Annotated in this window: 15 protein-coding genes and 3 tRNA genes; 11 read left to right on the plus strand and 7 right to left on the minus strand. The window is 55.5% G+C overall.

Annotated elements, in window-relative coordinates; translation table 11 throughout:
- Positions 1 to 11: 11 nt before the first annotated feature.
- From recC to recD, 4 genes are all read left to right on the plus strand, one after another.
- Entirely contained in the window at positions 12 to 3,386 is a 3,375-nt protein-coding gene (recC, locus tag BH714_RS21660) for an exodeoxyribonuclease V subunit gamma (RefSeq protein ID WP_040018887.1), read from the plus strand.
- A gap of 139 nt (positions 3,387 to 3,525) precedes the next feature.
- On the plus strand, positions 3,526 to 6,408 hold the full coding sequence (gene ptrA / locus BH714_RS21665) for a pitrilysin (protein WP_040018888.1): 2,883 nt from the start codon (positions 3,526 to 3,528) through the stop codon (positions 6,406 to 6,408).
- On the plus strand, positions 6,405 to 9,947 hold the full coding sequence (gene recB / locus BH714_RS21670) for an exodeoxyribonuclease V subunit beta (protein WP_040018889.1): 3,543 nt from the start codon (positions 6,405 to 6,407) through the stop codon (positions 9,945 to 9,947). The genes ptrA and recB overlap by 4 nt, the downstream gene beginning before the upstream one ends.
- Complete coding sequence (recD, locus tag BH714_RS21675) at positions 9,944 to 11,764, plus strand: exodeoxyribonuclease V subunit alpha (protein ID WP_040018890.1); 1,821 nt, start codon at positions 9,944 to 9,946, stop codon at positions 11,762 to 11,764. Before recB ends, recD begins: the two co-directional genes overlap by 4 nt.
- A gap of 34 nt (positions 11,765 to 11,798) precedes the next feature.
- On the opposite strand, the gene argA is transcribed toward recD, so the two are convergent.
- A complete protein-coding gene (gene argA, locus BH714_RS21680) occupies positions 11,799 to 13,130 on the minus strand; it encodes an amino-acid N-acetyltransferase (protein WP_040018891.1) in 1,332 nt (443 codons plus the stop codon).
- 227 nt (positions 13,131 to 13,357) lie between these two features.
- Here argA and amiC point away from each other — a divergent pair, with 227 nt between their 5' ends.
- Positions 13,358 to 14,611 (plus strand): N-acetylmuramoyl-L-alanine amidase AmiC, encoded by a 1,254-nt coding sequence (amiC, locus tag BH714_RS21685; protein ID WP_040018892.1) that lies wholly within the window; start codon positions 13,358 to 13,360, stop codon positions 14,609 to 14,611.
- A gap of 88 nt (positions 14,612 to 14,699) precedes the next feature.
- On the opposite strand, the gene BH714_RS21690 is transcribed toward amiC, so the two are convergent.
- The 3 genes from BH714_RS21690 to BH714_RS21700 form a co-directional block, all read right to left on the minus strand.
- Positions 14,700 to 14,776, minus strand: a tRNA-Met gene (locus BH714_RS21690).
- 44 nt (positions 14,777 to 14,820) lie between these two features.
- A tRNA-Met gene (locus BH714_RS21695) sits at positions 14,821 to 14,897 on the minus strand.
- Between the two features lie 44 nt (positions 14,898 to 14,941).
- A tRNA-Met gene (locus BH714_RS21700) sits at positions 14,942 to 15,018 on the minus strand.
- Positions 15,019 to 15,227: 209 nt separating this feature from the next.
- Here BH714_RS21700 and mltA point away from each other — a divergent pair.
- Positions 15,228 to 16,325: a murein transglycosylase A gene (gene mltA / locus BH714_RS21705; protein ID WP_025203349.1), complete on the plus strand. Its 1,098-nt coding sequence runs from the start codon at positions 15,228 to 15,230 to the stop codon at positions 16,323 to 16,325.
- Positions 16,326 to 16,401: 76 nt separating this feature from the next.
- Positions 16,402 to 17,208: a tRNA cyclic N6-threonylcarbamoyladenosine(37) synthase TcdA gene (gene tcdA, locus BH714_RS21710; protein ID WP_006811804.1), complete on the plus strand. Its 807-nt coding sequence runs from the start codon at positions 16,402 to 16,404 to the stop codon at positions 17,206 to 17,208.
- Here the strand turns inward: tcdA and csdE are convergent.
- On the minus strand, positions 17,199 to 17,645 hold the full coding sequence (gene csdE, locus BH714_RS21715; RefSeq protein ID WP_040018893.1) for a cysteine desulfurase sulfur acceptor subunit CsdE: 447 nt from the start codon (positions 17,643 to 17,645) through the stop codon (positions 17,199 to 17,201). The genes tcdA and csdE overlap by 10 nt on opposite strands.
- Positions 17,645 to 18,850 carry a cysteine desulfurase CsdA gene (gene csdA, locus BH714_RS21720; protein ID WP_040018894.1) on the minus strand — a complete coding sequence of 402 codons (1,206 nt, stop codon included), beginning with the start codon at positions 18,848 to 18,850 and terminating at the stop codon, positions 17,645 to 17,647. Before csdA ends, csdE begins: the two co-directional genes overlap by 1 nt.
- A gap of 202 nt (positions 18,851 to 19,052) precedes the next feature.
- Between csdA and BH714_RS21725 the strand changes: the two genes are divergently transcribed.
- The 4 genes from BH714_RS21725 (at position 19,053) to rlmM (ending at position 22,075) form a co-directional block, all read left to right on the plus strand.
- Positions 19,053 to 19,280, plus strand: a complete 228-nt coding sequence (locus BH714_RS21725) for a YgdI/YgdR family lipoprotein (protein WP_003862759.1) — start codon at positions 19,053 to 19,055, stop codon at positions 19,278 to 19,280.
- A 349-nt stretch (positions 19,281 to 19,629) separates the two neighbouring features.
- Complete coding sequence (gene gcvA / locus BH714_RS21730) at positions 19,630 to 20,547, plus strand: glycine cleavage system transcriptional regulator GcvA (RefSeq protein ID WP_040018895.1); 918 nt, start codon at positions 19,630 to 19,632, stop codon at positions 20,545 to 20,547.
- A gap of 39 nt (positions 20,548 to 20,586) precedes the next feature.
- Positions 20,587 to 20,982, plus strand: a complete 396-nt coding sequence (locus BH714_RS21735) for a DUF423 domain-containing protein (protein WP_008499646.1) — start codon at positions 20,587 to 20,589, stop codon at positions 20,980 to 20,982.
- A complete protein-coding gene (rlmM, locus tag BH714_RS21740; RefSeq protein WP_025203351.1) occupies positions 20,975 to 22,075 on the plus strand; it encodes a 23S rRNA (cytidine(2498)-2'-O)-methyltransferase RlmM in 1,101 nt (366 codons plus the stop codon). The genes BH714_RS21735 and rlmM overlap by 8 nt, the downstream gene beginning before the upstream one ends.
- Before the next feature lie 57 nt (positions 22,076 to 22,132).
- Here rlmM and xni read toward each other — a convergent pair whose 3' ends face one another.
- Entirely contained in the window at positions 22,133 to 22,888 is a 756-nt protein-coding gene (gene xni, locus BH714_RS21745; protein ID WP_020883792.1) for a flap endonuclease Xni, read from the minus strand.
- Between the last annotated feature and the right edge of the window lie 41 nt (positions 22,889 to 22,929).

Raw genomic sequence — 22,929 nt, forward strand, 5'->3', positions numbered from 1 at the left:
CGGGAGCGTCTATGTTAAGGGTCTACCACTCAAATCGTCTGGATGTGCTGGAAGCGCTGATGGAATTTATCGTTGAGCGCGAGCGGCTTGACGATCCTTTTGAGCCAGAAATGGTGCTGGTGCAGAGCACCGGTATGGCACAGTGGCTGCAGATGTCGCTTTCGCGTAAATTCGGCATTGCCGCAAATATCGATTTCCCGCTGCCCGCAAGTTTTATCTGGGAGATGTTTGTCCGCGTGTTGCCGGACATCCCGGAACAGAGTGCCTTCAACAAGCAAAGCATGAGCTGGAAGCTGATGGCATTGTTGCCGGACATGCTGCAGCATGATGAATTCGTCATGCTGCGCCACTACCTCAATGACGACACCGATAAACGCAAGCTGTTCCAGCTGGCATCACGCACCGCCGATCTCTATGACCAGTATCTGGTGTATCGCCCGGAATGGCTGACTCGCTGGGAAGCGGGCGAGCGGGTCGACGGGTTACCGGAGGCGCAAGTCTGGCAGGCACCGCTCTGGAAAGCGCTGGTGGAACACACTGAGAAACTCGGCCAGCCGAAGTGGCACCGTGCAAACCTCTACCAGCGGTTTATCTCCATACTGGAAAACAGCGCTGAGCGACCAGCCCGGCTGCCCTCTCGCGTGTTTATCTGCGGCATCTCGGCGCTGCCACCGGTGTATTTGCAGGCGCTGAGTGCGCTGGGTAAACACATCGACATACATATCCTCTTTACCAATCCGTGTCGCCAGTACTGGGGCGACATTCAGGATGAACGCTGGCTTTCGCGGCTGGTGTCTCGCCAGAGACGACGCCTGTTTGAAGAGCGTACCGTGCCACTGTTTAAAGACAGCGCGTCTGCCGCACAGCTATTTGACGAGCACGGCATTCAAAACCTGCCAAACCCGCTGCTTGCTTCTTGGGGAAAGCTGGGCCGTGACTACATTCACATGCTCTCAGACATCACGTCGTCAGGCGAAGGGGATGTGGATGCCTTCGTCGAGATCGCTCCGGATAGCCTGCTGCATAATATCCAACTCGACATTCTGGATCTCGAAAACCGCGCCGTCATGGGCGTTACGGCGAAAGAATTTGAACGCAGCGACAGTAAGCGCAAGCTGGACGGCGACGATCGCAGCGTCACGATCCACGTTTGCCACAGCCCGCAGCGCGAGGTTGAAGTCCTTCACGATCAACTGCTGGCGATGCTGCAGGACGATCCTGAGCTGACGCCACGTGACATTGTGGTGATGGTGGCGGATATCGACAGTTACAGTCCCTTTATTCAGGCTGTTTTTGGGAGTGCGACGGGTGAACGCTACCTGCCGTACGCCATTTCTGACCGACGGGCCCGCCAGTCTCATCCGGCCTTGCAGGCCTTTATTACTTTGCTTTCATTACCGGATAGCCGGTTTATCTCCGAAGATGTCCTGGCATTACTGGATGTCCCAGTCCTGGCCGCACGTTTCAATATCAATGAAGAGGGGCTGCGTTACCTTCGTCAGTGGGTTAGCGAGTCCGGCGTACGCTGGGGCATTGATGATGACAACGTTCAGGCGTTCGAGCTTCCTCCTACCGGCCAGCACACCTGGCGGTTTGGCCTGACGCGTATGCTGCTGGGCTATGCGATGGAAAGCAGCCAGGGCGAGTGGAATGAAGTCCTGCCCTACGATGAGTCCAGCGGGTTGATCGCTGAGCTGGTCGGTCATTTAGCTTCCCTGCTGATGCAACTTAACCGCTGGCGGCTCGAGTTGATGCAGCCGCGTCCGCTGGATGCGTGGCTCCCGGTATGCAGGGCGTTGCTCAATGATTTCTTCCTGCCGGACAGTGATACCGAAGCCGCTATGGCGCTCATTGAAACGCAGTGGCAGGCAATCGTCGAAGAGGGCGTGAGTTCTCACTATAACGAGGCTATCCCGTTGTCATTGCTGCGCGATGAGCTGACGCAACGGCTCGATCAGGAGCGAATTAGCCAGCGTTTCCTGGCAGGCCCAATCAATATTTGCACCCTGATGCCAATGCGTTCTATCCCGTTCAAAGTGGTGTGCTTGCTCGGAATGAATGACGGTATATACCCACGAGCCCTGGCGCCGCTGGGTTTTGATCTGATGAGTGCGAATCCAAAGCGGGGCGATCGTAGCCGTCGTGACGATGACCGCTATCTCTTCCTTGAGGCGCTCATTTCGGCTCAACGTCAGTTGTATATCAGCTATATCGGCCGCTCTATCCAGGACAACAGCGAGCGCTTTCCTTCTGTTCTGGTGCAGGAACTGGTGGATTATATCGGGCAGAGCCACTATCTGGCGGGGGATGAAGCCCGTAACTGTGATGAAAGTGCGCAGCGAGTGAAGGCGCATATCACCCGCTTACATAGCCGCATGCCGTTTGACCCGGTGAACTACGTGGTCAGCGATCATCAGAGCTATGCCCACGAATGGCTGCCTGCGGCGAAAAAAGAGGGGAGAGCGCATACCGATTTCATTCAGGAGCTTGATCCTCGCCCGATAGACACCCTGACCTTTGAACAGCTTCAGCGGTTTTGGGGGCATCCGGTACGCGCTTTCTTCCAGCAACGGTTGCAGGTCAATTTCCGTTCTGAAGAGAGTGAAATTCCTGATGCAGAGCCGTTTACGCTGGAAGGGCTAGAGCGGTATCAGTTAAACCTGCAGTTGCTGAACGCGCTGGTTGAAGAGGAAGATGCCGACAAGCTTTACCGCCGCTACCGTGCTGCGGGGCAGTTACCCTACGGGGCGTTCGGAGAAATTGTCTGGGAGGCGCAGCGCCAGGAGATGGAAGCTCTGGCAGAACGCGTGAGGGAATGCCGGCAACCCGGAACCAGTCTTGAAATCGATCTCAACTGCCAGGGTGTGCAGCTCACGGGCTGGCTAACTCAGGTACAGCCGGATGGGCTCCTGCGCTGGCGTCCTTCCATGCTTAGCGTTTCACAAGGTTTGCAACTCTGGCTCGAACATCTTGTCTACAGTGCTGGCGGCCATAAAGGCGAAAGCCGTATTTTTGTCCGCAAAGAGGGCGAATGGCGCTTTCCGCCGATGGACGCAGAGCAGGCGTTACGTTATTTATCCTTGTACGTTGAAGGCTATCTGCGGGGAATGAATAAACCGCTCCTGCTACTGCCCGAGAGCGGTGGTGCCTGGATAAAAGCTTGTTATGACGCACAGAATGATGCCATGTTAACGGATGACGCTTCACTGCAGAAAGCACGGAGTAAATTCATGCAGGCGTATGAAGGTAACATGATGGTGCGCGGCGAAGGTGAGGATGTCTGGTATCAACGTTTATGGCGAACGCTTGAGCCTGAATACTTCGAGGCTATCACGGAAGAAGCACAACGCTACCTGTTACCGTTGTTCAAATTTAATCAGTCCTGAGTGCTGTATAAAAATTGCGCAGCATGGGGTGTTCATTTATGATGCACTTCTTATCACGGACTGATGTACCCAAAGAAAGAGATGTTGGTGAGTCCAGCACGCAGTTTGTTAATGATGTAGCCGTGATAAAGAGGTCGTAATGCCAGGCAGCACCTTGTTCAAAGCGTTTGTTTTGTTTGTCGCCCTTTGGGCACCTTTCACTCAGGCAGGCTCCGGTTGGCAACCCATTCAGGAAACTATCCGTAAGAGCGAAAAAGATACCCGTCAGTATCAGGCTATTCGCCTTGATAACGGGATAACTGTGCTGCTGGTTTCCGATCCGCAGGCGGTAAAATCCCTGTCGGCACTGGTGGTGCCGGTTGGGTCGCTGGAAGATCCGGAAGCCCACCCTGGGCTTGCACACTATCTGGAACATATGACGCTTATGGGTTCCAAAAAATACCCACAGCCAGATAGCCTGTCCGAATTTCTCAAAATGCATGGCGGCAGCCACAACGCCAGCACGGCGCCGTACCGTACAGCCTTCTATCTCGAAGTTGAGAATGATGCGCTGGGAGGTGCAGTGGATCGTCTGGCGGATTCTATCGCGGCTCCCCTGCTGGATAAAAAATACGCTGACCGCGAACGCAATGCCGTTAATGCTGAACTGACCCTTGCCCGTACGCGAGACGGGATGCGCATGGCGCAGGTGAGTGCAGAAACCATTAACCCGGCGCACCCGGGATCGCGTTTTTCCGGTGGTAACCTGGAGACGCTGAGCGATAAACCGAACAGCCCGGTGCTGGATGCCCTGCATGCTTTTCGCGATAAATACTACTCCGCCAATCTGATGAAAGCGGTCATCTACAGCAACAAACCGTTGCCTGAGCTGGCAAGCATGGCGGCACAGACGTTTGGCCGGGTACCGAATAAAAATATCGACCTGCCGCAGATAAACGTTCCTGTGGTCACGGACGCGCAAAAAGGGATCGTTATCCACTACGTTCCTGCACTGCCGCGTAAAGTGTTACGCGTTGAGTTCCGCATTGATAACAATACGGCGCAGTTTCGCAGCAAAACCGATGAACTGGTCACCTACCTGATTGGCAATCGTAGCCCGGGAACACTTTCTGACTGGCTGCAAAAACAAGGGCTGGTGGAAGGTATCCGTGCCGACTCCGATCCGGTTGTGAACGGCAACAGCGGCGTGCTGGCGATCTCCGCCACCCTGACTGACAAAGGTCTGGCTCACCGTGATGACGTCGTGGCGGCTATCTTCAGCTATCTCTCTTTGCTGCGCGATAAAGGCGTCGATAAACGCTACTTTGATGAACTGGCGCACGTGCTGGATCTCGATTTCCGTTATCCGTCCATTACCCGCGACATGGATTACGTTGAGTGGCTGGCGGATACCATGATCCGTGTGCCGGTGGAACATACCCTCGACGCGGTCAATATTGCCGACCAGTATGACGCCGACGCGGTAAAAGCCCGCCTGGCGATGATGACGCCGCAGAATGCCCGCGTCTGGTATATCAGCCCGAACGAACCGCATAACAAAATGGCCTATTTTGTCGATGCCCCTTACCAGGTGGATAAAATCAGTGACCAGACCTTCGCCGACTGGCAGAAAAAGGCCGGTGAGATCGCGCTTAAATTGCCGGAGCTGAACCCCTACATTCCGGATGATTTCTCGCTGATTAAAACCACGAAAGCCTATCCGCACCCGGAACTTATCGTTGATGAGCCGACGCTGCGCGTGGTGTATACACCTAGCCGCTATTTCGCGAGTGAACCGAAAGCCGATGTGAGCGTGGTTCTGCGTAACCCAAAAGCAATGAACAGCGCTAAAAATCAGGTGATGTTTGCGCTCAATGACTATCTTGCCGGTATCGCACTCGATCAGCTTAGCAATCAGGCGGCCGTAGGCGGGATAAGCTTCTCGACCAACGCCAATAACGGTCTGATGGTCAATGCCAACGGCTACACCCAGCGTCTTCCGCAGCTGTTCCAGGCGTTACTGGAAGGCTATTTCAGTTATACCCCGACCGAAGAGCAACTTGAGCAGGCCAAATCCTGGTATGCGCAGATGATGGATTCTGCCGAGAAGGGTAAAGCGTATGACCTGGCGCTCATGCCGACGCAAATGCTTTCGCAAATTCCCTATTTCCAGCGCGAAGATCGCCGGGCGCTGCTGCCCTCTATCACCTTAAAAGATGTGCTGGCGTATCGTGATGCGCTGAAAACGAACACGCGTCCGGAGTTCCTTATCGTCGGGAATATGAGTGACGTACAGGCCAAAACACTGGCAGAAAATGTCCGTACGCAGCTTGGTTCAAAAGGCGACGAGTGGTGCCGCAACCAGGACGTACTGGTTGAGAAAAAACAGAATGTGATTTTTGAAAAGGCGGGTAACAGCACGGATTCTGCACTGGCCGCTGTGTTTGTACCCACGGGTTATGATGAATTCACCAGTACCGCGCAGAGTGCGGTGCTGGGGCAGATTATTCAGCCGTGGTTCTACAACCAGCTGCGTACAGAAGAGCAGCTTGGTTACGCGGTCTTTGCCTTCTCCATGAACGTGGGTCGCCAGTGGGGGCTGGGCTTCCTGCTGCAAAGCAGTGATAAACAGCCTGCTTATCTCTGGCAGCGTTATCAGGCATTCTTCCCACAGGCGGAAGCGAAGCTGCGGGCGATGAAGCCGGAGGAGTTTGCTCAGATTCAGCAGGCCGTCATCGCTCAGGTGATGCAGCCGCCGCAGACGCTGGGTGAAGAAGCATCACAACTGAGCAAAGATTTTGATCGCGGTAATCTGAAATTTGATTCGCGTGATAAAGTAGTGGCCGAGATAAAACAGCTGACGCCGCAGAAGGTTGCTGATTTCTTCCACCAGGCGGTGGTTAAACCGCAGGGAATGGCGATTCTGTCGCAGGTTTCCGGTAGTCAGAACGGGAAAACGGACTACGTTAACCCGAAAGGCTGGACGATCTGGAAGAGCGTCAGCGCGCTGCAGCAATCTATGCCCTGGAGTAAGAAAGAATGACCGATACCGCTGAGCCCCTTAATCCCTTACGTTTACCTCTACAGGGTGAACGATTGATTGAAGCCTCAGCGGGAACGGGAAAAACCTTCACCATCGCCGCGCTCTATCTACGTCTTCTGTTAGGGCTTGGTGGTAACGCCGCTTTTCCACGTCCGTTAAGCGTGGAAGAGCTGCTGGTGGTCACCTTCACCGAGGCCGCTACCGCTGAGCTGCGCGGTCGTATTCGTGCCAATATTCATGAGCTGCGCATCGCCTGCCTGCGCCAGACCACGGATAACCCTCTCTACGCCAGCCTTCTTGAAGAGATTGCAGATAAGCAACAGGCCGCCCAGTGGCTGCTGTTGGCGGAACGGCAGATGGACGAAGCGTCCGTTTTTACCATTCATGGTTTTTGTCAGCGCATGCTGAGCCTGAATGCGTTTGAATCCGGAATGCTGTTTGAACAGCAGCTCATTGAAGATGAATCTGTGCTTCGCTATCAGGCCTGTGCGGATTTCTGGCGTCGCCACTGTTACCCTTTATCGCGCGATATCGCTGAAGCGGTCCATGCGTTGTGGAAAGGTCCCGAAGAGCTTCTTCGCGCTATCGACCGTTATCTTCAGGGCGAAGCGCCGGTTATCAAATCTCCGCCACCTGCAGACGAAACGCTGGCTTCACGTCATGAAAAGATTGTCGGAAAAATTGCTGCGCTCAAGCAAAAATGGAATGCGTCCGTCGGTGAGATTGAGGCGATCATCGAAAACTCCGGGATCGACAGACGTAAATTTAACCGCGGCAACCAGGGTAAATGGATCGAGAAGATCAGCGCCTGGGCGCAGGAAGAGACGCGCGGTTATCAGCTTCCGGACGCACTGGAGAAATTCTCGCAGCGTTTTTTGATTGAGCGGACTAAAGCCGACGGCATTGTGCCTGAGCATCCTCTGTTTGTTGCGATTGAATCGCTGCTCGCTGAGCCACTCACGCTCAATGACCTGATGATCACCCGCGCCATGACGGAAATTCGCGAAGCCGTATCACGTGAGAAACGTCGCCGTGGCGAACTGGGTTTTGACGATATGCTGAGCCGCCTTGATGCGGCGCTGTGCAGTGAAAACGGCGAAGCCCTTGCCTGCGCGATCCGCACCCGCTTCCCGGTAGCCATGATTGACGAATTTCAGGATACGGACCCTCAGCAGTACCGTATTTTCCGCCGCATCTGGCGACAACAGCCCGACACCGCGCTGTTGTTAATCGGCGATCCGAAACAGGCCATTTACGCCTTCCGCGGTGCGGATATTTTCACCTACATGAAGGCCCGCAGTGAGGTAGAGGCGCACTATACGCTGGATACCAACTGGCGCTCTTCCCCGGGCATGGTGCAAAGCGTCAATGCGCTGTTTAGCCGCATGGATACGGCGTTTATGTTCCGTGAGATCCCCTTTCAGCCGGTAAAGTTTGCCGCAAAAAACCGCTCGCTGCGTTTCGAATTCAACAGGGTGACGCAGCCAGCTATGAACTTCTGGCTGCTGGACGGTGAAGGCTGTGGCGTCGCGGACTATCAAAACGCCATGGCCCAGCATTGTGCCGCGCAGATCCGTGACTGGCTCAGCGCTGGTGCGCGTGGCGAGGCGCTGTTGTGGAAGGAAAATGAGTCAGCCCCCGTGAAGGCGTCTGATATCACGGTGCTGGTGCGCAGTCGTCAGGAGGCGTCGCTGATCCGCGATGCGCTTACCCTGCTGAACATCCCGTCCGTGTACCTCTCAAACCGTGACAGCGTTTTTGAAACCCTGGAAGCACAGGAGATGCTGTGGCTGCTTCAGGCCGTGCTGTCCCCGGAGCGCGAAAGTACGCTTCGCAGCGCACTAGCCAGCGCAATGCTCGGTCTGAACGCCCGTGACATTGATGCACTCAATAATGACGAAGCCGCATGGGATGCGGTCGTCGAAGAGTTCGTTCACTACCGTGAGCGATGGCAGAAGCGCGGTGTGATGGCGATGGTGCGCGAGCTCATGGCGAAGCGACACCTTGCGGAGAATATGCTCGCGACAGCAGGCGGTGAACGCCGTCTGACCGACATTTTACATATCAGTGAGCTGTTGCAGGAGGCGGGCACGCAGCTTGAAAGCGAACATGCTCTGGTGCGCTGGCTGGCGCAACAGATTGCCGACCCAAACAGCAACGCCTCCAGCCAGCAGATGCGTCTTGAGAGTGATAAACATCTGGTACAGATCGTCACGATTCACAAGTCGAAAGGCCTGGAATATCCGCTGGTCTGGCTGCCGTTTATCGCCAATTACCGCGTGCAGGATCAGGCCTTTTACCACGATCGCGAGTCGTTCGACGCGGTGCTCGATCTCAGTAAAGCGGAGTCCAGCGTTGAGCTGGCCGAGGCCGAACGTCTGGCGGAAGATTTACGCCTGCTCTACGTGGCATTGACCCGTTCGGTCTGGCACTGCAGCCTGGGCGTGGCGCCGCTGTTCCGCCGTCGTGGCGACAAGTCGGGGGAGAGCGATTTCCACCTGAGCGCGCTGGGGCGACTCATTCAGCTCGGCGAGCCCAAAGATGCTGCCGGATTGCGCCAGTGCATCGAGTTGCTGTGCGGCGAGCATGTTGCCCTGCACATTCCGTCGCCGCCCGATAACAGCCGCTGGCAGATGCCGGACTGGCGGGAATCTGAACTGGAAGCCCGGCAGGTTCTGCGCACCATTGCCGACGACTGGCGCGTTACCAGCTACTCCGGGTTACAGCAGCACGGGCAGAGCATTGCGCAGGACCTGATGCCAAAGCTGGATATTGATGCCGCCGGAGCCGGTAGCGTACCTGTTGAGCCTGCGCTTACGCCGCATCAATTTCCACGCGGCGCGTCACCGGGAACCTTTTTGCATAGCCTGTTTGAAGAGCTTGATTTTACCCAGCCTGTCTCTGACGAATGGGTCCTGAAGATGTTACAGAGTGGGGGCTATGATGCACAATGGCAGCCGGTCCTCACCGAGTGGATCCGCGCTATTCTGCACGCCCCGCTCACGGCAGAGGGCCTCTCTCTCAGCCAGTTGACCGCCAAAGATAAACAGGTGGAGATGGAGTTTTACCTTCCCATCGCCAGCCCGCTGCGGGCTGACGCGCTTGATGCGGTGATCCGCGAGTATGACCCGTTGTCTGCCGGTTGCCCGCCGCTGAACTTCCGCCAGGTGCAGGGGATGTTAAAAGGCTTTATCGACCTGGTTTTCCGTCACGAAGGGCGCTACTACCTGCTGGATTACAAATCAAACTGGCTGGGTGAGAACAGCGAAGCCTACACCCAGCAGGCGATGGCATCCGCCATGCAAATGCATCGCTACGATCTGCAGTACCAGCTCTATACTCTGGCGCTGCATCGTTATCTGCGCCACCGCATTGCTGACTACCGTTACGAAGAGCACTTTGGTGGGGTGATTTACCTTTTCCTGCGCGGTGTGGATGCGGCTGACCCGCGTTCAGGCATCTTTAGCACACGCCCGCATGCGGCACTGATTGAGAAAATGGATAACTTATTTGCAGCAAACACGGAGGAAGTGGCATGACGATGCAGGAATTGTTGCTGGAAGCGGTAGAACAGCGACTACTGCGCCACCTGGACGTACAGTTCGCCATGATGGTGTCAGGTGATGAGCCTGCCGTGATGCTCGCCGCTGCCATCCTGAGTAAAGACGCAGGGGAAGGGCACGTTTGCCTGCCGCTTTCGCGTCTGGCGATGGATGAGAAAATGCCCGCGGCCCTGCAGTCCTGTTTTGCACTGCTGGGAGAATCCGTGGACTGGCCGACGGTGTTGCACCGTTCGCCTGCCGTCAGCGCAGCCGATAGCCAGACCCCCATGATCCTGACGGGCGATCGTTTGTATCTCAACCGACTGTGGCGTAATGAACTGGCGGTCGCGCGTTTTTTCAGCGAGACCAATGCGCCTCTTCCCTGCGATGAAGCCCAACTGCGGCAAACGCTGGATACTTTGTTTACCTCTGTTGAGGCGACAGACTGGCAGAAAGTGGCGGCAGCCGTGGCCTTAACACGGCGGATCTCCGTCATCTCTGGCGGCCCGGGAACCGGTAAAACCACCACCGTGGCCAAACTGCTTGCCGCCCTGATTCAGTTATCAGGTGAGCAAAAGTGCCGTATTCGTCTGGCGGCCCCTACCGGCAAAGCGGCGGCGCGCCTGACCGAGTCGTTAGGTGGTGCGCTGCAGAAGTTGCCACTCACCGGGGAGCAGCTTGCCCTTTTCCCAAACGAAGCCAGCACGCTGCACCGGCTGCTGGGCGCTCAGCCGGGAAGCCAGCGTCTACGTTATCATGCCGGTAACCCGTTGCATCTGGATGTGCTGGTGGTGGATGAGGCGTCAATGATCGACCTGACGATGATGGCGCGGTTGATTGACGCCCTGCCAGCGCACGCCCGCGTCATTTTCCTGGGCGATCGCGACCAGCTTGCCTCGGTGGAAGCCGGGGCGGTACTGGGAGATATCTGCACTTATGCAAGCCTGGGATATACCGCTGAACGCGCTGAGGAGCTGTCCCGTCTGACCGGCTGTTCGCTCGCCAGTGAAAACCATTCCCTGGCGGGGGCGCTGCGCGACAGCCTGTGCCTGCTGCAAAAAAGCTACCGTTTCGGCAGCGACTCGGGCATCGGTCAGCTGGCTTCGGCTGTGAACAGAGGCGACCGGCACACGACCTGTGCGGTATTTGACGGTCAATTCACCGATATCGAGAAAAAATCGCTGCAAACCGGGGAAGAGTATCAGGCGATGCTTGATGACGCCCTGCAGGGGTATCAGCATTTTCTGACGGGTGTACAACAGCAATGCACGCCGGCACAGGCGCTCGCCGCCTTTGGCGAGTATCAGCTACTGTGTGCACTGAGGGAAGGGCCATTTGGCGTAAGCGGTCTGAACGACAGGTTCGAACAGCTGCTGGGCCAGAAACGCAAAATCAACCGCACCCTACACTCGCGCTGGTATGAGGGACGCCCGGTGATGATCGCCCGCAACGATAGCGCGCTGGGGTTGTTTAACGGGGATATCGGGATTGCCCTCGATCGTGGACTGGGGCTGCGCGTCTGGTTCCAGATGCCGGATGGAAGCGTGAAGTCCGTTCAGCCCAGCCGTCTGCCTGAACATGAAACGGCCTGGGCAATGACGGTGCATAAGTCTCAGGGCTCCGAGTTCAACCATGCGGCGCTGATCCTGCCGACACAGCTTTCGCCCGTCATTACCCGCGAACTGATTTATACCGCCATTACGCGCGCGCGTCAGCGCCTGTCGTTGTATGCCGATGAGCGCGTACTGCTACAGGCGATTGCCACCCGCACGGAACGTCGAAGCGGCCTGAGCGCGATATTTGAATCCCTTTAAGCGATAGCCCCCACCGGGTGGTGAGGGCTTCGTATTATCCCAGATCGGCCATCAGCACTTTTGACCGGCGCTGATAGTTGTACATCTCTTTCTTACTCTCCGGCAGTGATTCAATGTCCACCGGTGTAAATCCGCGCTCCTGGAACCAGTGAATGCTGCGCGTAGTCAGCACGAACAGCTTGTTCAGCCCCATCTGACGCGCCTGAGCCGCCACGCGCTCAAGCAGCATTTCACCCCGTGAAGAGCTCCGGTAGTCAGGATGCACCGCCACGCAGGCCATTTCTCCTATCTGCTCTTCCGGGAAGGGATAGAGGGCGGCGCAGGCAATGGTCAGGTTATCGCGCTGAATAATGGTGAATTTGTCGATCTCCATCTCCAGCTGTTCGCGGGAGCGCCGAACCAGAATGCCCTGCTGTTCCAGTGGGCGAATCAGCTCCAGAATTCCGCCGATATCATTGATGGTGGCGCGACGGATCTGCTCCGCGCTCTCCATCACAATCTGGGTTCCGATACCATCGCGGGAGAACAGTTCCTGCAGCAGGGCACCGTCTTCCTGATAGCTGATCAGGTGGCTACGACGCACGCCGCTGCGGCAGGCCTTCACGGCACCGCGCAAAAAACGCACGGTACCCGAGTGGTAATCCCCTTCGGCTTCCAGCGCTTCTACGCGAGCCTGGGCCTCATTCGGGAAGAGCTCTGGCACAATCACCCCTTCATCATTCACGACGCCCTGGGAAGAGCAAAACCCAATCATTTTCTCCGCCTTCAGCTTGATGGCCAACTGAGTGGCAATCTCTTCTGAGGTAAGGTTAAAGCTTTCACCGGTCACGGACACTGCCACAGGCCCCATCAGCACGATGGCACCGCTGTCCAGCTGGCGGTGAATGGCCTCTTCATCGATACGACGAATACGTCCGCTATGGCAATAGTCCACGCCATCGTCCACGCCGAGAGGCTGAGCGATGATAAAATTGCCGCTCACAACGTTGATGTGCGCGCCCTGCAGCGGTGTGTTGTTAAGGCTCATCGACAGGCGAGCGGTGATATCCAGCTGCAGCAGACCCGCCGCCTGTTTCACCAGCTCAAGGGTTTTCGCATCCGTGACGCGGGTATGTTTATGGTAAATCGGCTCGTGGTGATGCGCGGCCAGGTTGGCATCAATCTGCGGGCGCGCGCCATACACCACAACCAGGCGGATCCCGAGGCTGTGCAGCAGGCCAATGTCATTGACGATGCTGGAAAAGTTCGCATGCTCAATGGCTTCGCCGCCGAGCATGATGACAAACGTTTTTCCCCGATGGGCGTTGATATAGGGAACAGAATGGCGGAATCCCTGGACCAGTTCGGTTCTACGTTCCTTCACCATGACACAACCCTTAATGAATGTTTATTCGTAATTTCTGTATTTTTATTCGATTGTGGCCGTGTGTGCAAGCCTAAATTTTCTGCGACCCACAGAAATTGATAAGTAATCCGTGCGTTAGCGTATGAATGTTTACCCTTTTATAGATGACAGTTTATGCGTCATTCGTTAAAGTTTTCGGTCAATTTAGCGATTTTGTAAATCAATCACTTTTCTTGCTCGGGAGAAGCATGTCGGGATCCAATTCAGCAATAAGCCGCCGCCGGTTGTTAAAAGGGGCAGGGGCGATGTGGTTGCTTAGCGTCAGCCAGGTGGGTCTTGCCGCCACCAGTCAGGTGGCGGCGGTGCGCGTCTGGCCGTCGTCGACCTATACACGCGTCACGGTAGAATCCAATCGGGTGCTGAAATATAAGCAATTTGCCCTCAGCAATCCTGAGCGTGTGGTGGTGGATCTCGAAGGTGTTAACCTCAACTCTGTGCTTAAGGGAATGGCGGCGCAGATCCGCGGCGACGATCCGTTTATCAAATCGGCGCGCGTGGGTCAGTTTGATCCGCAAACCGTGCGCATGGTGTTTGAGCTGAAGCAAAACGTTAAACCGCAGCTGTTTGCCCTGGCACCTGTTGCGACGTTCAAAGAGCGTCTGGTCATGGATCTCTATCCGGCGAATGCGACGGATATTCAGGATCCGCTGCTGGCATTACTGGAAGACTACAACCAGGGCAACCTGGAGAAGCAGGTGCCACCGGCCCAGAGCGGTCCGCAGCCCGGAAAAGCAGGGCGCGATCGCCCGATTGTGATCATGCTTGATCCTGGCCATGGCGGCGAAGACTCGGGCGCAGTGGGGAAATATCGTACCCGGGAAAAAGATGTGGTGCTGCAAATCGCCCGCCGGCTGAAGGCGCTGATCGATAAAGAAGGCAATATGCGCGCCTATATGACGCGAAACGAAGATGTCTTTATTCCACTGAAAGTCCGCGTGGCGAAAGCCCAGAAGCAGCGTGCAGACTTGTTCGTCTCGATTCATGCCGATGCGTTTACCAGCCGCCAGCCGAGCGGTTCGTCGGTGTTTGCGCTCTCGACTAAAGGGGCAACCAGCACCGCCGCAAGATTCCTGGCTGACTCTCAGAACGCCTCGGACCTGATTGGCGGCGTGAGCAAAAGTGGCGACCGCTATGTCGACCACACCATGTTTGATATGGTGCAGTCGTTGACCATCACCGACAGCCTGAAATTTGGTAAAGCGGTGCTGGGCAAGCTAGGCAATGTTAATAAGCTGCACAAAAACAGCGTTGAACAGGCCGGGTTCGCGGTGCTGAAGGCCCCGGATATTCCGTCGATTCTGGTCGAGACCGCGTTTATCAGTAACGTGGAAGAAGAGCGTAAGCTCAGGACGGCAAAATTCCAGCAGGAAGTGGCAGAGTCGATTCTGGCAGGGATCCGGGCGTATTTCTCAGATGGGGCGACGCTGGCAAGGCTTGGGTAGTTGAGTGCGCCGGGTAACCGCCCGGCAGTTTCACACACCGCAGATACAAAAAAACACCCTGAAGGGTGTTTATTGTTTTAAGAAGTGTTGGTTGCGGGGGCCGGATTTGAACCGACGACCTTCGGGTTATGAGCCCGACGAGCTACCAGGCTGCTCCACCCCGCGTCCGTCTTTCTACTCTTGTAGAAACTTACTTCTTCAAATTTGATTGGTTGCGGGGGCCGGATTTGAACCGACGACCTTCGGGTTATGAGCCCGACGAGCTACCAGGCTGCTCCACCCCGCGTCCGTCTTCCTACTGTCGTAGAAGATACTTCATCAAATTTTAATTGGTTGCGGGGGCCGGATTTGAACCGACGACCTTCGGGTTATGAGCCCGACGAGCTACCAGGCTGCTCCACCCCGCGTCCGTGGAAGCGCACTATACTCGGTTAGGTTTGTGATGCAACCCCTTTTTCACATAAATCATTAACTTTGTATGTAAATTGAACGGCGTTGCGATATTTGGACTATTTTTTGCTCAGAATTTGCCAAAGGGCATGTGATTCCGTTTCTTTAGAACAGTGGGTTTGTTATCTTCATCACGCGGTAATGGGCAACTTTAAGACGAGATATAATGAAAGGACGTTGGGCGAAGTATCTAATGACAGGGGCAATGGTAGCCATTCTTGCGGCCTGCTCTTCTAAACCGACCGATCGCGGTCAACAGTATAAAGACGGGAAGCTATCCCAGCCTTTCTCTTTAGTTAATCAACCTGATGCCGTTGGCGCACCGATCAACGCCGGAGACTTTTCCGAGCAGGTTTACCAGATCCGCAACGCGTCGCCACGTCTGTATGGCTCACAGAGCAGCGTTTATAACGCGGTACAGGACTGGCTACGCGCGGGCGGTGATACGCGCAATATGCGCCAGTTTGGTATCGACGCCTGGCAGATGGAAGGGGCGGATAACTATGGCAACGTCCAGTTTACCGGCTACTACACCCCGGTTATCCAGGCGCGACACACGCGTCAGGGCGAGTTCCAGTATCCCATTTACCGAATGCCGCCTAAACGCGGTCGTCTGCCGTCCCGCGCTGAGATCTACTCCGGTGCGCTGAGCGAAAACTACGTTCTGGCCTACAGCAACTCGCTGATGGACAACTTCATCATGGATGTTCAGGGCAGCGGCTATATCGACTTTGGCGATGGCTCCCCCCTGAACTTCTTCAGTTATTCCGGTAAAAACGGTCATGCCTATCGCAGCATTGGTAAAGTGCTGATTGACAGAGGCGAAGTGAAAAAAGAAGACATGTCGATGCAGGCGATCCGCGAGTGGGGTGAAAAACACAGCGAAGCCGAAGTGCGTGAGCTGCTGGAACAGAACCCGTCGTTTGTCTTCTTTAAACCGCAAAACTTTGCGCCAGTGAAAGGGGCGAGTGCCGTTCCACTGATTGGCCGCGCCTCGGTAGCTTCGGATCGTTCTATTATTCCTGCGGGCACCACGCTGCTGGCGGAAGTGCCTCTGCTGGATAACAACGGCAAATTTAACGGTCAGTACGAGCTACGTCTGATGGTCGCGCTGGATGTCGGCGGTGCGATTAAAGGTCAGCACTTCGATATTTATCAGGGCATTGGCCCGGATGCGGGGCACCGTGCAGGCTGGTATAACCACTATGGGCGCGTATGGGTGCTCAAGGCAGCCCCTGGCAGCGGTAACGTATTCAGCGGCTGATTGTGGTATTCTGAGTCGTACTGAATTAACAGAGAAGGGTGAGGAATAACCTCACCCTTTTGACATCTGAGGTTTTATGTCTGTAGTAATCAGCGATGCCTGGCGTCAGCGTTTTGGCGGCACGGCACGTCTATATGGTGAAAAAGCCCTGCAGCTGTTTGCGGATGCGCATGTCTGCGTCGTGGGGATTGGCGGTGTTGGCTCCTGGGCGGCGGAAGCGCTGGCGAGAACCGGCATTGGCGCGATCACGCTGATTGATATGGATGACGTTTGCGTCACCAACACCAACCGTCAAATCCATGCCCTGCGCGATAACGTCGGGCTGGCGAAATCTGAGGTGATGGCGGAGCGTATTCGCCTGATTAACCCGGAATGCCGCGTGACGGTGATCGATGACTTTGTGACGGCAGATAACGTCGCCGAATACATGAGTAAAGGCTACAGCTATGTCATCGACGCGATCGACAGCGTGCGTCCAAAAGCGGCGTTGATTGCCTACTGTCGGCGTTACAAGGTTCCTCTGGTTACCACCGGGGGGGCTGGCGGGCAAATCGATCCCACGCAGATTCAGGTGGCCGATTTGGCAAAGACGATTCAGGACCCGCTGGCGGCCAAGCTGCGCGAGCGCTTAAAAAGCGATTTTAACGTCGTGAAAAACAGCAAAGGCAAGCTGGGCGTTGACTGTGTCTTTTCCACTGAAGCCCTGGTCTACCCGCAGGCTGACGGTTCGGTGTGTGCGATGAAAAGCACGGCGGAAGGGCCAAAAAGGATGGATTGTGCCTCAGGCTTTGGTGCGGCCACCATGGTGACCGCCTCTTTCGGCTTTGTAGCCGTCTCTCACGCCCTGAAGAAAATGATGGCGAAGGCGGAACGTCAGGCCTGAGCCTGACGCGCGGCATCCTGTACCGCCTCACTGAGTGCGACCAGGCCCTGACCGCGCGAGGCGCTGAGCTGCGCCCGTAGCCCCAGCTCATCGAACAATGCCAGCGGCGAGTGCGTCAGCAGCTCCGCCGCGCTTTTCCCTTCCACGGCGGTTAACAGTACCGCCAGCAGCCCGCGAACGATACGCCCTTCGCTGTCGCCAAAGAAATGCAGTTTTTCACCGGATACCGTGCATCCCAGCCAGACACGGTTCTCGCAGCCGGAAATCTCTTTCGCCTGCGCTTTGCATTCGTCTGACAGCGCCGGCAACTGCTTGCCGAGCAGGATCAGCTGGCGATATTTATCTTCCCATTGCAACAGCGGGGCGAAAGTCTGTTTTAAGGTCTCTTCTGTGATGACCGTGCCAAACGGATGCTCGGCTAACGCTGAACTCGTCATTAATCCACCAGTATTTCAAGGGCGCGGTCAACGGCATCAACCAGCGCATCCACATCGCTTTGCGTATTATACGGCGCAAACGACGCACGCAGCGTACCGCTAACACCCAGTGCGGCCAGTAATGGTTGCGCGCAGTGCTGGCCGGCACGCAGGGCAATGCCATACCCGGCAAGCAGCGTAACCATATCGCTATGATGAACGCCGGCAAAATCAAAGGCCAGCAGGCTTGAGTCCTGCACGCGGAACGATCGAAAACCCGGACGTTTCTGCAGCGCTTCTTCTGCAAGCGTCGCCAGACCCCGGCTCCAGCGTTCTGCCTGAGCGATATCCGTTTCAGCCAGCCATTCAAGCGCGGCACTCAGGCCGATGACGCCTGCGACGTTCGGCGTTCCAGCTTCCAGACGGTAAGGGACATCCTGAGTTTTAAAGCCCTCAAAGGTCACCTCGGTGATCATTTTGCCTCCCCCAAGCCACGGCGTCATTTGCGCCAGCAGGGTCGGTTTTCCGTACAGCACACCGATCCCGGTTGGGCCGTACAGCTTATGTCCTGAGAAGGCATAAAAATCAATATCCAGCTTTTGTACATCAGCGGGGAAATGCACCACGCCCTGGGCACCGTCGACCATCACCACCATGTCGTTAGCGTGGGCCACGTCGATGGCCAGAGCCAGATCCGGGCAACCCCCTGTGACGTTCGACATTTGTCCGAGAGCCAGAATGCGGCTGCGGGGGGTAATGAACTCAGATAAGCGCGCTACGTCTGGCAGAAGATCTGCACCCAGCGGCAGTTTCACAATGCGCGCGCCCGTTTGCTCAGCCACCATCAGCCACGGAACCAGGTTGGCGTGGTGTTCTGCCTCGCTGACAATAATTTCATCGCCGGGCTTTAGCCGCGGGCGCGCATAGCACTGGGCCACCATGTTAATGGCTTCAGTGGTGCCTCGCGTCCAGACGATGTTTTTCCCGCTTTCGGCGTTGATCAGGCGTGCGACCTGATCGCGCGCGGCTTCATAGCGCGCGGTTAATCGCTGTGCTTCGGCAAACTGGCTACGGTGCACGTTCCCGGCGCTCAGGCTGTAGAACTGCTGCGTCGCCTCAATGACTGCCTGAGGCTTAAGGGCGGTGGCAGCGCTATCAAGGTAAATACCGGCATCGGTCAGCGCCGGGAACTGTGCGCGAAACTGCGCGGGACTGAAAGCGTTCATGGAATTCCTCATCTCAATAGTGAGATCGTCGCGCAATTTCATCGGCAGGGCAAGGAGGTTGATATCTATCAGATTTGTCTGCTAATCCTTACTTATCCTGGCGACTCTGAAAAAGCAGGTTATGCTAAATAAGGTTAGGTGAATGTTTAAGCCTGTTATAAATCGATGTTTGAATAGCATTAATTGCTAAAGGAGAATAAGCATGAAAAAGACAGCCGCCATTATCTCTGCCTGTGCGTTGACCTTTGCCCTGAGCGCCTGTTCCGGTAACAACTACGTAATGCATACTAACGATGGCCGTTCTATCGTCTCTGAAGGGAAACCGACAACCGATAACGACACCGGTATGATTTCGTATAAAGATGCGAACGGGAACAAGCAGCAGATTAATCGCACTGACGTGAAGGAAATGAAAGAAATCGAGCATTAATCGATCGCAGGCGAAAAAAAAGCACCGCAAATTGGCGGTGCTACATTAATCACTATGGACAGACAGGGTAAATGTACAGGAAGTGAAAAATTGGTAGCGTTGCTACCGTGGTCTGAATCGCAGACCAATTGCAAACACAACAACACAACATCACAACCGTAAGCCAAAAGCCCTTCAGAACACGCATTCCGAAAAAAGCTCTTCGTTCCGGCTCAGGAAGTGCCGCCACTATAGGTATTTGCTGGTAGTTCCTCAACGGACAAATTATAATGGCTCAGATAAAAAAAACTAATAGGTTAAACATTGTTTCCTGTTTGTTAAATCTCGTTAACATCTAAGCCAGATAACCATGTCGAAGCGATTGCCACCCCTAAATGCATTACGTGTTTTTGATGCAGCAGCACGTCACCTGAGTTTCACGCGCGCAGCCGATGAGCTTTTTGTGACACAGGCCGCAGTAAGTCACCAAATCAAGTCTCTGGAGGATTTCCTGGGCCTTAAGCTGTTCCGTCGGCGCAACCGTTCATTACTGTTGACCGAAGAGGGGCAGAGCTATTTTCAGGATATTAAAGAGATTTTTTCCCAGCTCACGGAAGCCACGCGCAAGCTGCAGGCCCGCAGTGCAAAAGGCGCGCTGACGGTAAGTTTATTACCCAGTTTTGCCATTCAGTGGCTGGTGCCAAGACTCACAAGCTTTAACTCAGCTTATCCGGGAATCGACGTTCGAATCCAGGCGGTGGACCGTCAGGAAGACAAGCTGGCCGATGATGTGGACGTCGCCATTTTTTATGGCCGCGGTAACTGGCCAGGCTTGCGTGTCGAAAAATTATACGCAGAATATCTGCTGCCGGTCTGTTCACCGCTGCTCTTAACGGGCGAAAAGGCGCTGAAGACCCCCGCTGACCTGGCGCGACATACGCTTTTACATGATGCTTCTCGCCGTGACTGGCAAACTTATACCCGTCAATTAGGTCTTAGTCATATAAACGTGCAGCAGGGCCCCATTTTTAGCCACAGCGCAATGGTGTTACAGGCTGCCATTCACGGGCAAGGCGTGGCGTTGGCGAATAACGTCATGGCGCAGTCCGAAATTGAGGCAGGCCGTCTGGTTTGTCCATTTAATGATGTGCTGGTCAGCAAGAACGCGTTTTATCTGGTTTGTCATGACAGTCAGGCAGAACTGGGTAAAATAGCCGCTTTCCGACAGTGGATTCTGGCGAAAGCGGCGAGTGAGCAAGAAAAATTCCGCTTCAGGTATGAACAGTAACTTTTGTGTGCCGGGCACGCATCACTTTAGGATTTAAACATGACCAGCCGATTCATGCTGATTTTTGCCGCGGTGAGTGGCTTTATTTTTGTTGCACTGGGCGCCTTTGGCGCACATGTATTAAGCAAGTCGTTGGGGGCGGTAGAAATGGGCTGGATCCAGACCGGCCTTGAATACCAGGCATTCCACACGCTGGCGATTTTTGGGCTGGCGGTGGCAATGCAGCGCCGCATCAGCATCTGGTTTTACTGGAGCAGCGTATTCCTGGCGTTAGGCACCGTGTTGTTCAGCGGTAGTCTGTACTGCCTGGCGCTTTCGCATTTACGCCTGTGGGCGTTTGTTACACCTGTTGGCGGCGTCAGCTTCCTGGCAGGTTGGGTATTAATGTTTATCGGAGCCATCCGTCTGAAACGCAAGGGCGTTGTTCATGAATAAGGTTGTTTTATATTGTCGCCCGGGGTTTGAGAAAGAGTGCGCCGCGGAAATTACTGATAAAGCGGCGAAGCGCGAAGTCTTTGGCTTTGCACGCGTTAAAGATAATGCCGGCTACGTCGTATTCGAGTGCTATCAGCCTGAGGATGCGGATAAACTCGCGCGTGAGCTGCCGTTCAGCTCACTGATCTTCGCTCGCCAGATGTTTGTCGCCGGTGAACTGTTAAAAGATCTTCCGCCGGAAGACCGCATCACGCCGGTTGTGGGTATGCTGCAGGGCGTCGTGGAAAAGGGTGGCGAGCTGCGTGTTGAAGTCGCGGACACCAACGAAAGCAAAGAGCTGATGAAGTTCTGCCGTAAGTTCACCGTACCGCTGCGCGCTGCACTGCGTGACGCAGGCGTGCTGACAAACTACGAAACGCCAAAACGTCCGGTGGTGCATATATTCTTTATCGCCCCCGGCTGCTGCTATACGGGTTACTCCTACACCAACAACAACTCTCCCTTCTTCATGGGCATTCCGCGGCTGAAATTCCCTTCAGATGCGCCAAGCCGTTCGACCCTGAAGCTGGAAGAGGCGTTCCACGTGTTTATCCCGGCGGATGAGTGGGATGAGCGTCTGGCGAACGGCATGTACGCGGTCGATCTCGGCGCGTGTCCGGGCGGCTGGACCTATCAACTGGTGAAACGCAACATGTGGGTCTCTTCGGTTGATAACGGCCCGATGGCCCAGAGCCTGATGGATACCGGACAGGTCACCTGGCTGCGTGAAGATGGTTTCCGCTATCGTCCCACCCGCAACAACATCTCCTGGATGGTATGCGATATGGTTGAGAAGCCGGCAAAAGTGGCCGCGCTGATGGCCTCCTGGCTGGTGAACGGCTGGTGCCGTGAGACTATCTTTAACCTCAAGCTGCCGATGAAAAAGCGCTATGAGGAAGTCTCGCAAAACCTGGCCTATATCCAGGCGCAAATGGATGAGCACGGCATTAACGTGGAGATTCAGGCGCGCCAGCTGTATCACGACCGCGAAGAAGTGACGGTGCACATTCGTCGCTGGTGGGCTGCTGTCGGTGGACGTCGCGACGAGCGATAATACGCGTTACATTGCCCGGTGGCGTTTTGCTTGCCGGGCGATTCATCTGAAAACGATTTAACGTTCTAAGCGCAACTGCTGCAAGTTCCCGTCCAGCTGTAAATCCGTCTGTAACGTCGCCACATCCCGGCAGATAAAGGCCATCTCTTTATGCGCCTCCAGCTTCTTACGCCATTTTTCCGGGACCTCGTCCAGCCTGGCGTAAATCCCTTCCAGACTCTGAAAATCCGTCAGCAGCTGGGCGGCACTCTTCGGCCCGATGCCTGCCACTCCCGGAACCTTCGAGCTGCTTATTCCGGCCAGCCCCCAGTAGTCAGGAAGTTGTTCCGGCGAGACGCCAAACTCACTGGCGATAAAGGGGGCATCAAGCCAGCGCTTCTGGAAGTAATCGCGGATGCGGACGGTGGGCGAAAGCAGCTGGCAGTAGCCTTTATCGGTTGAGACGATGGTGGCCTGATGCCCGGCGTTCGCGACCTTGACGGCTAACGTGGCGGCCAGATCATCGGCTTCATTGCCATGGGCTCCCCAGCAGGGAACGCCGCGCTGTTCAAAGGCGGCGCGAATGGCCGGCATTTCGGCATGCAAATCGTCAGGCATCGGTGCGCGCCCGGCCTTGTAGTCGGGAAGGCGCTGGTGTCGCCAGCCGCTGTTACGCGCTTCGTCATCAAAAACGGCAACCACATGGGTCGGTTCGCTATGGCGGATAAGTTGCTCCAGCGCGTGCAGACACGTGTCCTTACAGGGCGTACCTTGCACCGCATGGATCCGGCGAATGAGGTTGAGCGCATCGACGATAAGCAAATGAACAGCCACAGATAATCTCCCTTCTGTTTAATGGGGGAAGGGTAACATTG

Source organism: Enterobacter ludwigii (assembly GCF_001750725.1).
GTDB lineage: Bacteria > Pseudomonadota > Gammaproteobacteria > Enterobacterales > Enterobacteriaceae > Enterobacter > Enterobacter ludwigii.

What these genes read in the sequence shown, in the direction of transcription:
- recC (WP_040018887.1), top strand. Translation starts at nt 12, where the DNA reads ATGTTAAGGGTCTACCACTCAAATCGTCTGGATGTGCTGGAAGCGCTG.
- ptrA (WP_040018888.1), top strand. Translation starts at nt 3,526, where the DNA reads ATGCCAGGCAGCACCTTGTTCAAAGCGTTTGTTTTGTTTGTCGCCCTT.
- recB (WP_040018889.1), top strand. Translation starts at nt 6,405, where the DNA reads ATGACCGATACCGCTGAGCCCCTTAATCCCTTACGTTTACCTCTACAG.
- recD (WP_040018890.1), top strand. Translation starts at nt 9,944, where the DNA reads ATGACGATGCAGGAATTGTTGCTGGAAGCGGTAGAACAGCGACTACTG.
- argA (WP_040018891.1), bottom strand. Translation starts at nt 13,130, where the DNA reads ATGGTGAAGGAACGTAGAACCGAACTGGTCCAGGGATTCCGCCATTCT.
- amiC (WP_040018892.1), top strand. Translation starts at nt 13,358, where the DNA reads ATGTCGGGATCCAATTCAGCAATAAGCCGCCGCCGGTTGTTAAAAGGG.
- mltA (WP_025203349.1), top strand. Translation starts at nt 15,228, where the DNA reads ATGAAAGGACGTTGGGCGAAGTATCTAATGACAGGGGCAATGGTAGCC.
- tcdA (WP_006811804.1), top strand. Translation starts at nt 16,402, where the DNA reads ATGTCTGTAGTAATCAGCGATGCCTGGCGTCAGCGTTTTGGCGGCACG.
- csdE (WP_040018893.1), bottom strand. Translation starts at nt 17,645, where the DNA reads ATGACGAGTTCAGCGTTAGCCGAGCATCCGTTTGGCACGGTCATCACA.
- csdA (WP_040018894.1), bottom strand. Translation starts at nt 18,850, where the DNA reads ATGAACGCTTTCAGTCCCGCGCAGTTTCGCGCACAGTTCCCGGCGCTG.
- BH714_RS21725 (WP_003862759.1), top strand. Translation starts at nt 19,053, where the DNA reads ATGAAAAAGACAGCCGCCATTATCTCTGCCTGTGCGTTGACCTTTGCC.
- gcvA (WP_040018895.1), top strand. Translation starts at nt 19,630, where the DNA reads ATGTCGAAGCGATTGCCACCCCTAAATGCATTACGTGTTTTTGATGCA.
- BH714_RS21735 (WP_008499646.1), top strand. Translation starts at nt 20,587, where the DNA reads ATGACCAGCCGATTCATGCTGATTTTTGCCGCGGTGAGTGGCTTTATT.
- rlmM (WP_025203351.1), top strand. Translation starts at nt 20,975, where the DNA reads ATGAATAAGGTTGTTTTATATTGTCGCCCGGGGTTTGAGAAAGAGTGC.